8 protein-coding genes are annotated in these 11071 nt (G+C 34.3%); 3 read left to right on the top strand and 5 right to left on the bottom strand.

Annotation, left to right across the window (positions count from 1 at the left end):
• The first annotated feature begins 121 nt into the window (after positions 1-121).
• A complete protein-coding gene (locus ACH2CJ_RS02745) occupies positions 122-1765 on the top strand; it encodes a hypothetical protein (protein ID WP_394990549.1) in 1644 nt (547 codons plus the stop codon).
• On the opposite strand, the gene ACH2CJ_RS02740 is transcribed toward ACH2CJ_RS02745, so the two are convergent.
• The 4 genes from ACH2CJ_RS02740 to mutS form a co-directional block, all read right to left on the bottom strand.
• Positions 1752-2489, bottom strand: coding sequence for a DUF6503 family protein (locus tag ACH2CJ_RS02740; protein WP_394990548.1), 738 nt, complete (start codon positions 2487-2489; stop codon positions 1752-1754). The two genes, ACH2CJ_RS02745 and ACH2CJ_RS02740, sit on opposite strands and share 14 nt — an antisense overlap.
• Positions 2490-2501: 12 nt before the next feature.
• Positions 2502-2771 carry a hypothetical protein gene (locus tag ACH2CJ_RS02735; protein ID WP_394990547.1) on the bottom strand — a complete coding sequence of 90 codons (270 nt, stop codon included), beginning with the start codon at positions 2769-2771 and terminating at the stop codon, positions 2502-2504.
• 67 nt (positions 2772-2838) lie between these two features.
• On the bottom strand, positions 2839-5148 hold the full coding sequence (locus tag ACH2CJ_RS02730) for a fused MFS/spermidine synthase (protein WP_394990546.1): 2310 nt from the start codon (positions 5146-5148) through the stop codon (positions 2839-2841).
• Between the two features lie 55 nt (positions 5149-5203).
• The gene (mutS, locus tag ACH2CJ_RS02725; protein WP_394990551.1) at positions 5204-7852 is read right to left on the bottom strand and encodes a DNA mismatch repair protein MutS; all 2649 of its coding nucleotides are present in this window, start codon (positions 7850-7852) and stop codon (positions 5204-5206) included.
• A gap of 290 nt (positions 7853-8142) precedes the next feature.
• On the opposite strand from mutS, the gene ACH2CJ_RS02720 reads away from it, so the two are divergent.
• Both ACH2CJ_RS02720 and mce read left to right on the top strand, forming a co-directional pair.
• The gene (locus ACH2CJ_RS02720) at positions 8143-9858 is read left to right on the top strand and encodes a GMC oxidoreductase (RefSeq protein WP_394990545.1); all 1716 of its coding nucleotides are present in this window, start codon (positions 8143-8145) and stop codon (positions 9856-9858) included.
• A gap of 23 nt (positions 9859-9881) precedes the next feature.
• Complete coding sequence (gene mce / locus ACH2CJ_RS02715) at positions 9882-10286, top strand: methylmalonyl-CoA epimerase (RefSeq protein ID WP_394990544.1); 405 nt, start codon at positions 9882-9884, stop codon at positions 10284-10286.
• Between the two features lie 123 nt (positions 10287-10409).
• Here the strand turns inward: mce and ACH2CJ_RS02710 are convergent, their stop codons facing one another.
• Positions 10410-10913 (bottom strand): hypothetical protein, encoded by a 504-nt coding sequence (locus ACH2CJ_RS02710; protein ID WP_394990543.1) that lies wholly within the window; start codon positions 10911-10913, stop codon positions 10410-10412.
• Between the last annotated feature and the right edge of the window lie 158 nt (positions 10914-11071).

Raw genomic sequence — 11071 nt, 5'->3', positions numbered from 1 at the left:
AGGTGGTAATAAATCCATCCTAAGAGAAAAATTGACTAAAAACTGGAAGTTAATACCAGCAATATTTAAGTAACCTTTTTTTTTATGAACAAACCCTGTATTTAGCTATAAATTTAAAAAAATGTTTACATTTGATGATTCACCTGTAATGTATTTAGTTTTTGGTAACCTGCTCCTAATTTTGGCAGGATGTTTATCTCTATACTCATTTTTTGATTTTAAGAAAGCACAAAATAGAACATTTATAATTACTGCAATTGGTTTATGTTCATTGACAATAGTAATATTAAGACTACCCGCTGTTGTTTTTAATCAAGCCTTTAACCTCGATGAAAGCGTATTTATTGTAGGTGCAATGACACTCGCTCAAGACCCGATTTATTGGGAGTCGGTGGATGGTTGCACGAGTGGACCTCTCAATTTTTATATTATCACTTTTTTTTGCCAAGTATTCAACCAACCTTACGACTATATATCAGCACGAATTGTCGGAATTACTCTCATGGTTGGAAGTGTTGTGTTCAGCTTTCTGGCTTTAAGAAAATTATTTTCGACTGCCATTGCTTTTTCGAGTATTTTTCCTGCTGTTGCCTTTTTAAGTACTACACGATATCTTGATTTTATACATTTTAGCAGTGAGCATTTGCCTATTTTTCTTTTAAGTATTATGGCTTATCTGTATGCTACCATCAATAATCAAATATCTATCAAATCTTTTACAGTTTTTATTTTGGGTTTGGTCGCAGGTACCATTATTTTTACAAAATTACAAGCAATTCCGATTGCGATGTTTTTAACATTATCAGTCTATTGGTTGATTTACCAAAAAGATAAACATGATTATTTAAAAAAAACATTTTGGCTTACATTTGGGGTGTCTATTATTCCATTTTGCTTAATTCTGATAGCTTTTTGGTACAATTTTGTTGATAAAATTTGGGTTTATTATATACAAAATAACCTAAGTTATGGAGAAAATAGTAACATATTTAACACAATTTATAAATCATTTTTTGATGATATAAATGTATTTATTCGCCTCATTACGGTGCTTTCTGTTGTTTTATTGTCTTATCATTGGATTTTAAAAAGACGGTTTCAGACTAATCCTCAAAGCCTGTTTATTTGTGCTTTCTTAATTAGTACCTTATTATCGGTCTATAAAACAGGGTTTGTTTTTCATCATTATTTGCTTTTATTAGTATTCCCTACGGTGTTTTTGTATGCTTTTTTCTTGAAAGATTTATTAAGTTTATCACAAAGATACCTATCACTTGGATTTTTGTCTATAGTTTTGATTGTAGTCTTGTCTAAAACATTGATTTATCCTTTTAAAAATCATTTTGTTACAACCGATAAGTCAAAAAAACGTCCTTTGCCAATTTCGACAGTAGGTAAACAAATAGTCAAATATTCAAAACCAAACGAGGCTTTAGTGGTTTGGGGTGAGAGTGGACAATTATATTTAGAAACGAAGAGAACGCAGGGTATTCGATGGAGTAATTCGCATTGGGGAATGTACAGCGATTCGCTTCAAAAATTTTTTCAACAAGAGTATGTGAAAGAATTTAGAGAACACCCATTTCCTGTTTTTATTGATGCTCATGCTACCAAAAAAACTTTTATGACTCGAGATAAATGTGGGTTTGAAACGAATGAAGCTTTGAAAAAAATGATTGATGACAAATATAAATTTGTTGGCGAATTTGACGAACATCGAGTATATGTTCGAAAAGAACGCTTTGAAGAGATTACTTCACTATAATATTCTTCTGTTCAATAACTGATAGTAATGAGTCTTTTCCTGCTATGAATGCTTTATCATACTCGAAGGTTTTTAAAGTAGTGTCTGTAATAACAAAATTTTCGTAATCTTGAAACACGATTCCACCAATTGTTTGACGATTTTTAAATCTTCTGAATCTTGGGCCACCATTGGCATAAGCGATGTAGTCTAAAGTATGGGTTTCTTGGTTAAACCAGTAACAATAAATATCCTCAAAATCTTTACCACCGCCTTCTTTATTGAACCATACTTTTATTTTGTCATACTTTTTGTTATCCAAAGTTATTTCTCCAATATATTCCAAATTTACGGCTTTATCTTGTAATTTATAAGGCAAAAGTACAAAATATGCAATTGAATTGACAGCATTTGTATATCTTGTAACATCTTTCTCTGATAATTGTACTTGATTACCGTTGATTATTCTCAAAAAACCATCATTGTTAATGATGTCCCAAATATCATTTCTTGAGCTATCTTTCGAGATTCTCTCATATTGAAATCTTAGCGAAGAACCGTTTGCATTTTCGTGCATCAATTTGATATGTAATTTACGAAAATCGAATTCGGCGGTGAAATTTTCATATTTCTTACCACCATGAACTTCTATACTTTTTGCAACAATGCTTCTTGCTCGTTCAGAATTATCTTGGCAAGCAGAAATACCTAAAATTACAATCGAAAACAAAATAAGTTTTTTCATAAGAAATTTTTATTAAAAATAGGAAGCAATCACTTCTTGTATTTTACTCATTGGTACAATAAAAGGCTTTTTGGTGATAGTTATTTCGACTTTAGTTTGTGGGCTATTTGGTTCAGATACTACCTGATATGTGCCTTTTACTGAGCCTATTAATGTTTGCAAACTAAACGAACCCGTATTTGAGTTTCCGTCAAATATACCACCTTTATTTTTAATAGCAGAATCTGCACTAACCACAAATTGATTAGATGTGCCTGGGAAATCAATACTAAATGATGCCATGATAAAATAATTAAAGTTTTACTACACTTTATTTGAAGATGGTTGTTTTATAAAATTACGAAATTATCTATAAATATGAATCATTTTCTCCTAAAATTTTTGCCCAAACTCTACCAAAATCAAACTCATCTTTAGGCCACATATCTGAATTGAATCTTTTGGTTTGCATAGTTACACCATTTTGTATAACCTTTTTGGTTTTTAGCACCCTGACTAATACTTCTTTTATATTGATATTGGCTTGTGAATAATAATTTTTAGTAAAGGAGTTTTCTACTCTTTTTAGGATTAATTCTTCGTCAAAATTGATTTCCTGGCTGCTACCAATTATCATAAAACTGTCTATTTCATAAATATAAGGAAATACTTTAGCAAAGCCTTCTCTTATTCTGCCAGTAGCTCCCCAAGTGATTGCCATACCACCTTTTTTTAACCTTGATTTTAGCAATTGGAAATATTCGATGGAATACAAATTGCCCGAATAAGAAGATTTTGGTCTCAGTGCATCGGCCTCAATGATATCATATAATTTAGGGTTTCTATGCAAAAAATAACGTCCATCTTGCAAGATTAGATTTACCCGTTTATCCTTCATAATTCGATATGCAGCACTGTCTTTGGTACGTTTAATGTACTCATAAACAGCAGCGGGTTGATTCACAATTACTTCAAAACAATCAAGGTTTTTTGTTTCGGCACGTCCACCCGCATTAAAAAGTGTGCATGCAGAACCCAATCCGATGATACCAATATCTAGTGGATTTGGATGCAATAAAGCAGGGATTGCTCCCAGTGTAATATGTGTTTTGTCTTTACTAAAAGGGAACATACTTTGACCTAAACCATTGATGAAAACCAACGATTCATCGCCACCAATTTTAATGAAAGATAAAGCTGTCTCGTCTTCTTCAAGGATAAAATTTTGCTTTTCGGTCATACCACTTAGTTTCATCCAAAATTTTTCATTAGTTGGAAGTAAAAAGACAGCCAGCAGAAGAGAAAAAGCCATTATGATTCTCGAAAAAAGTGAATTAAAACGATGGCGATGTAAAACTACTACATAGATTAAACCTATCAGACCAATGCTTTTGATAGTCAGTGCTGTGCCGAGATAATTGAAGCCTATCAGTGTTACAAACCATGCTCCAATTGTTGAACCAACGATATTCATAAATTGTAACCAACCTACTTTTCGACCAACTTCATCAAATTTATCCTGAATGATAAGTTGAGAAATAGTAAAACTAAAACCCATGATAAAAGTAGGAACGGCCATTAAGAATAGCGGTATAAACAACATTGTTGAGAGAACTATTTTAGGTGTAAATAAGGCTTCGTAGCTTTTAAAATAGTCGAATAAAAATGACAAAGCTTGAATATCAGAAACTGCCCATTGAAGAAATAAAATTGAGCCTATGGTATAAATGTAAAGTGTATATTGTGCGTTTAAGAAGAGTTTTAGACGATTTCCTTTGAATTTTTTAGCAAATCGAACGCCCGTATATGTGCCGATTGCCATCATTGCCAAGTAGATTGTCAATATAATAGAAAAAGTCAGAGCCAATGATTTCATCATTGTTTCAATCATTCTGAACCATAATATTTCGAAGCAAATAGCCATAAAACCCGAAATAGTATATTGAATAATCCAGTAAATAAAGTTTCGATTCCAAGAGAAAATCGTTTGCTTTTTCTCCAAATTAAGGGTTTCACTGGTAATTTCTGTACTTGTTAAGGAGCTACTTCTGGTTTCAAAGTAATAAATTACTCCTGCGGTGGCAGCACATAAAAAATTAAATGACGCACCCAATCGAACGGCATTTTCAAAGCCAATTGCTCTTATCAACACGAATGCGGTAATCAAAGTGCCTGCTGCCGCACCGAGTGTATTGGTAAAATATAAAAGACTGATGTAATTTGCTTGGTTTTCTGATTTTTTCTCTTCAAAAGCTTTAGATAAAAGAGGTAACGACAAGCCCATCAGGAATGTAGGAAAAAGCAAAATCAAAAAGAGAATTAAATAAATTTGAAAGTTTGAACCGCCTTCCAAAGCATTTGATTGATAAAGCCAATCGTAGATGATAGATTTACTCACCAAAGCAAAAACACCTATGCCTAATTCGGCCAAAACAAATAATAATATCGGGCGGTTTTTGCCAACTCGGTCGGCTAATTGACCACCAGCCAAATACCCAAGTCCCAATCCAGCCATGAATGCCGAAACTATCAAACTTATGCTTACTGAACTGATTCCTGTGTAAAAAACTAACCAACGTTGCCAAATTACTTGGTAAATTAAAGCTGCAAAGCCAGAAAAAAAGAATATCAATAGAAGTAAAAATGAACGATACTTTTTAGAGGTAGAATTTATCGACATACGGTTTGGGTGTAGGTTTTGGCTTTAAAATATTTTAATATAAACTGTTTTGACTTCAAACTAATTTTACTAATTCATTGAGCTTCAACAAGGCTTCAATTGGCGATAAGGTATTTATATCAATTGCTTTCAATTTATTTTTTAATTCCTCCAATTTTGGGTCTTGTGGCTCGAAGAAACTTAATTGAAAATTGTTTTTTGGGGGTGTTTCCGTTCTTGCTTCTTTTATTCGTTCTTTATTATTTTCTTTAATATGGTCTTTTTCGAGATGATGCAAAATTTCGTTGGCTCTCAGCACAACCGATTGGGGCATTCCTGCGATTTGTGCCACATGAATACCGAAGCTATGCTCGCTGCCGCCTTCTTTGAGTTTACGTAAAAATACTACCTTATTATCTAATTCTTTTACCGCAACATTGAAATTTTTAATTCGACTAAAATCATCTGCCAATTGGTTGAGTTCGTGGTAATGGGTGGCAAAAAGTGTCCAAGGCTTGCATTTTTGATGATTGTGCAAATATTCGGCTATACTCCACGCAATACTTACGCCGTCGTAGGTGCTTGTTCCTCGCCCAATTTCATCCATAATTATTAGACTTCTATCGCTCAAATTATTCAAAATACTGGCGGTTTCGGTCATTTCTACCATGAAAGTTGATTCGCCACGAGAGAGATTATCACTTGCACCGACACGTGTAAAAATCTTATCGACAATGCCCAATTCGGCACTTTCGGCAGGAACAAAACTTCCGACTTGTGCCATCAAAACTATCAGGGCAGTTTGACGAAGCAAAGCAGATTTTCCTGCCATGTTTGGCCCCGTAATTATAATAATTTGTTGGGTTTGGTCGTCTAAAAACAAATCATTTGGCACGTAGATTTCGCCTAAAGGCAATTGTTGTTCAATTACAGCGTGCCGTCCTTGTTTGATGTTAAGTATTTTATTATCAGCTATTTGTGGTTTACAATAATTGTTTTTTCTTGCGATTTTAGCAAATGAAGAAAGGGCATCCAAAATAGAAATCACTCGTGCATTTTGCTGAATTTGTGCTACAAATTCGTTGGCTGTCAATACCAATTCATTGAAAATACGGTATTCGATTTCAAAGATTTTCGATTCTGCCGTCAATATTTTTTCTTCATAAACTTTCAATTCTTCTGTAATATACCGCTCTGCATTTACGAGTGTCTGCTTACGAATCCATTCGGGCGGTACTTTACTTTTATGTGAATTGGAAACTTCCAAATAATAACCAAAAACTCGATTATATGAAATTTTCAATGAAGGGATTCCAGTGCGTAGAGCTTCACGATTTTGGATTTCAATCAAAAAATCTTTTCCTGAAAAAGCAATTTTATGTAACTCATCTAACTCGGCATTTACGCCCGATTTTATCATGTTACCTTGATTTGTAAAAACAGGTGCTTCATCACGCAATTCTTTCTCAATTTTATCAATAAGATATTGACAGTCAGTGAGTTGTGTAATATATTTTTGTAAAATAGCAAACTGCTGACTACCCAAGGTTAGTTGTTTTTTGATAGGTTCTATTTGCAGTAAAGCTCTTTTTAATTGTACTAATTCTCGCGGATTAATGCGTCGAACCGCTACTTTTGAAATCAAACGCTCTAAATCTCCAATTGGTTTTAAAAGGTTTGTGAGATACTCTAAAATCTCCTCATTTTTTACAAAAAACTCAACAGTATCGAGCCTTTCTTGAATCAATGAGCGTTCTTTCAGTGGTAAAACCAACCATTTTCTCAATAGCCTTGCACCCATGGGTGTAATGGTTTGGTCAAGCACTTGAATCAACGGAACACCACCGTCGTGTTGGGCAAAGACTAGTTCGAGGTTACGAATTGTAAATTTATCGAGCCAAACATATTTGTCTTCATCAAGGCGAGTAAGGCGAGATATATGCCCCATTTCTTTATGCTCGGTATCAGACAAATATCGTAAGATTACGCCCGCCGCAATAATGCCATCGGGCATATTTTCTATTCCAAAACCCTTTAAAGTAGTAACTTTGAAGTGATTTAAGAGTAAATGATAGCCAAAATCGAACTTATACGCCCAATCTTCAAAAGTAAACTCGTTAAATTTATCGCCAAAAATGGTTTGAAATTCTCCTCGGTGTTTTTTGCAATAAAGCACTTCTGACGGTGCAAAACTTTGTAGTAGTTTATCAATATAAGCGGTGCTTCCTTCAGTTGTTAGAAATTCACCTGTGGAAACATCCAAAAAAGAAATACCAAAATAATCAGGTTTTGAAAAGTGAATGGAAGCTAAATAATTATTTTGTTTATGATTTAAAACATTGTCGTTGAACGAAACGCCTGGCGTGACCAATTCGGTAACACCACGCCTAACAATTCCTTTGGCAGTTGATGGGTCTTCTAGTTGGTCGCAGATGGCTACCCGCTCGCCTGCACGAACCAATTTTGGTAAATAGGTATCAATTGAATGATGAGGAAAACCTGCTAATTCTTCTTGAGCTCCACCGTTATTTCGGCGAGTGAGTACAATTCCGAGTATTTTTGAGGCACGAATGGCATCTTCGCCAAAAGTTTCGTAAAAATCACCTACCCGAAAGAGTAACATTGCTCCAGGGTATTTTGACTTGATTTGGTTGTATTGACGGTTTAGAGGAGTTTCCTTTATTTGCTTTACTAATTCTTCTTTCGACGGTCTTGCCACTTTTATGAAATGCTAAAATGAAAGTTAATTTTAGTCCAAATTTAGGAGAAATTATCTGTTTTAGCTTGATTTTTTGGTTTAAAATAGAAATGTTGGACTAATTTAGTTAAGTCGACTACAAATTAGCAATTAGAATCATCCAGATTACAAAGCTGGATGGACATTGGTGTTGATTGATTCGACTCCATTAATTATTTGGAAATAAACCTCTGGAACAGCTTTATTATTTGTATATTCTAAAATGAAATTTTTATTACATTTACTCCTATATTTGTCTTCTTCAACCCAACAAAACTATGAATTTCAATATTGATGCTGATAAGCAAATTACCTACGATGCTATTGTGATTGGTTCGGGCATAAGTGGTGGCTGGGCTGCCAAAGAATTATGCGAAAAAGGACTAAAAACATTGGTTTTGGAGCGTGGAAAAATGGTAGAACACCAAAAAGATTATCCAACTGCCATGAAAGGGGTGTGGGAGTTTGACCATCGTTTGAAAGATATTCCTGCTGAAGTTGAGAAAAACCCAATTGTTAATCGTTGCTATGCTTATTCGGATGCAACCAAGCATTTTTTTGTAAAAGACGATCAACATCCTTATATTCAAGAAAAGCCTTTTGATTGGATTCGTGGCTATCAAGTAGGAGGGAAGTCTTTACTTTGGGCAAGACAAACGCAGCGTTGGAGCCAATACGAATTTGAAGCTCCTGCCCGTGATGGTTTTGCGGTTGATTGGCCTATTCGATACAAAGATATTGCTCCGTGGTACACGCACGTTGAACGTTTTGCGGGAATTTCGGGTAATAAAGATGGTATAAAAAATTTACCTGATGGTGATTTTTTGCCAGCTTGGGAATTGAATTGTGTAGAAAAACATATTAAAGAAAGTGTTAAGAAAAACTATCAAAACCGCCAAGTGATTATCGGACGTTGTGCCCATTTGACTAAACCAAATGATATTCATATTCAGCAAGGGCGTGGGCAATGTCAAGCCCGAAGTTTATGCGAGCGTGGCTGTCCCTACGGTGGATATTTTAGCTCAAATTCTTCAACTTTGCCTTGGGCAGCTAAAACTGGAAATCTAACCATTCGACCAAATTCAGTTGTTCATTCTATAATTTATGACGAAAAATCTCAAAAAGCATCGGGCGTAAGAGTTATCGACACCGATTCTAAAGAAGTTATTGAATACAAAGCAAAAATCATTTTTGTCAATGCTGCCGCCCTCAATACCAATCTTATTCTATTAAATTCTACTTCAAATCGTTTTCCTAATGGTATCGGAAATGATAATGATTTGATGGGTCATTATTTAGCATTTCATTTATATCGTGGGCAAGGTGGTGCAACTTTTGAAGGTTATGCCGACCAATATTATTACGGTCGCCGACCAACTTCGGCATTTATGCCTTCGTTTCGTAATGTTTATAAGCAAGAAACCGATTTTCAGCGAGGATATATGGTGGCTTTCTCTGCTGGACGAGGTTCTTGGCAAGAAGGCTATGGTAAGGAAGGTTTTGGTTCAGATTGGAAAGAAAGCCTAACCGAACCCAGCGACCAATGGGGCGTTTATATTCAAATGCAAGGTGAAACAATGCCAAAAAAAGAAAATCACGTACGTTTAAGCAAAGATAAAGTAGATGCTTGGGGCGTTCCGCAATTAATTATGTCGGTAGATTATGACGAAAACGATATCAAAATGATTAAAGATTTTCATGTACAAGCTGCCGAAATGCTCGAAAAATCGGGTTGCAAAAACATCAATATGTTTGATAGTAAGCAAGCTCCAGGCTTAGATATTCACGAAATGGGGGGTGTAAGAATGGGAAAAGACCCCAAAACATCGTTGCTAAATGAATGGAATCAGTTACATTTTTGCAAAAATGTTTTTGTAACCGATGGTGCTTGTATGACATCGGTTGGTAATCAAAATCCGTCACTCACATTTATGGCTCTCACAGCCCGTGCAACTAATCACGCAGTGGAAGAATTGAAAAAGAAAAATTTGTAAAAAAATATCAATAAATCACAACTATGCTTACAAATGTCGAACATATCGGTATTGCTGTCAAAGATATTTTAGCTTCTAATAATTTATTTACGAAGCTATTTAACGTAGCTCCGTATAAATCAGAAAGTGTTGAAAGTGAAGGGGTTACAACTTCCTTTTTTAAGATAAATAGCACAAAAGTAGAGCTTTTAGAAGCCACTAGTCCTGATAGTGCCATTGCAAAATTTATTGAGAAAAGAGGAGAAGGAATTCATCACATTGCATTTGAAGTTGATAATATTTTGTTAGAAATGCAACGACTCGAAGAAGAGGGTTTTGTGTTACTTAATAAAGAACCAAAGCAAGGTGCGGACAATAAATTAGTGTGTTTTCTTCACCCTAAAGGCACAAATGGTGTTTTAATTGAGTTGTGCCAAGAAAGAGTTTGAGAGTGCTGAATTTATATGAAGAAACTACTTAAAGATTTTTTAAATTAATATTCTTTAAGTACTTTTCTGGGCTATTATGTAGAACAAACTGACTAAAAAAATAGCCAAATCATCGAATAAATATTATTTAGCAAATTTTCTCCAACCCAAATAAATTAGAGCAAACAGTATAGCAAAAATGCCAAGTAAATATTGGAAAGGTAAATAAGAGAATACTACAATACGAATTTTTTCGAGTAACCACATCAGAAACATTGTAGCAAAAAGCATAAACCAAAGTCCAGAAATTTTATCAAAGCCTGGAATTTGAGCTAAATCAACATTTCGACGAATCAAGAAAATAGTTACTACCATTATGATAATGGGTAAAATCTGCAAATATACATCAGTCTGCATCACATCGCCTCTTTGAAAGAGAAAGAAATACGCATTCAGTGCTACAGCAAAAATTCCAGGCACACTTACCAAATATATTAATGTAGCATATAAATATTTCCAAGGAGGAAGATGTCCTTCTCCTTTTCCTAAAATTCCTGCAATAACTGCTGCTACTGGAATAACTAAAAAGTAAAAAAGTAAAAAATTGGGATTCTCACCTATATGCTGAAAAAGTTCTCGTAGGGTCATTTCAAAAGAAATTTTACTTGTGATTTTGACAAATGTAGAAGTTTTTTGAATAAATGTATTAACCACAAACAGAAAAATCTCTCAAATGGAGAGATTTTTCTGTTTAAATAGCTATAAACTATTTAACGTCTGAGCAGCATTTCAGTATCAACTCAATC

Origin of the sequence: Emticicia sp. (assembly GCF_043780375.1) — a bacterium.
GTDB lineage: Bacteria > Bacteroidota > Bacteroidia > Cytophagales > Spirosomataceae > Emticicia.
Note: the sequence above shows the minus strand (reverse complement) of the source record. Positions and strands in the feature narration are given on the sequence as shown.

Excerpts from the sequence above, each read along its gene's own strand:
- ACH2CJ_RS02745 (WP_394990549.1), top strand. The coding sequence starts at position 122 with ATGTTTACATTTGATGATTCACCTGTAATGTATTTAGTTTTTGGTAAC.
- ACH2CJ_RS02740 (WP_394990548.1), bottom strand. The coding sequence starts at position 2,489 with ATGAAAAAACTTATTTTGTTTTCGATTGTAATTTTAGGTATTTCTGCT.
- ACH2CJ_RS02735 (WP_394990547.1), bottom strand. The coding sequence starts at position 2,771 with ATGGCATCATTTAGTATTGATTTCCCAGGCACATCTAATCAATTTGTG.
- ACH2CJ_RS02730 (WP_394990546.1), bottom strand. The coding sequence starts at position 5,148 with ATGTCGATAAATTCTACCTCTAAAAAGTATCGTTCATTTTTACTTCTA.
- ACH2CJ_RS02720 (WP_394990545.1), top strand. The coding sequence starts at position 8,143 with ATGAATTTCAATATTGATGCTGATAAGCAAATTACCTACGATGCTATT.
- mce (WP_394990544.1), top strand. The coding sequence starts at position 9,882 with ATGCTTACAAATGTCGAACATATCGGTATTGCTGTCAAAGATATTTTA.
- ACH2CJ_RS02710 (WP_394990543.1), bottom strand. The coding sequence starts at position 10,913 with ATGACCCTACGAGAACTTTTTCAGCATATAGGTGAGAATCCCAATTTT.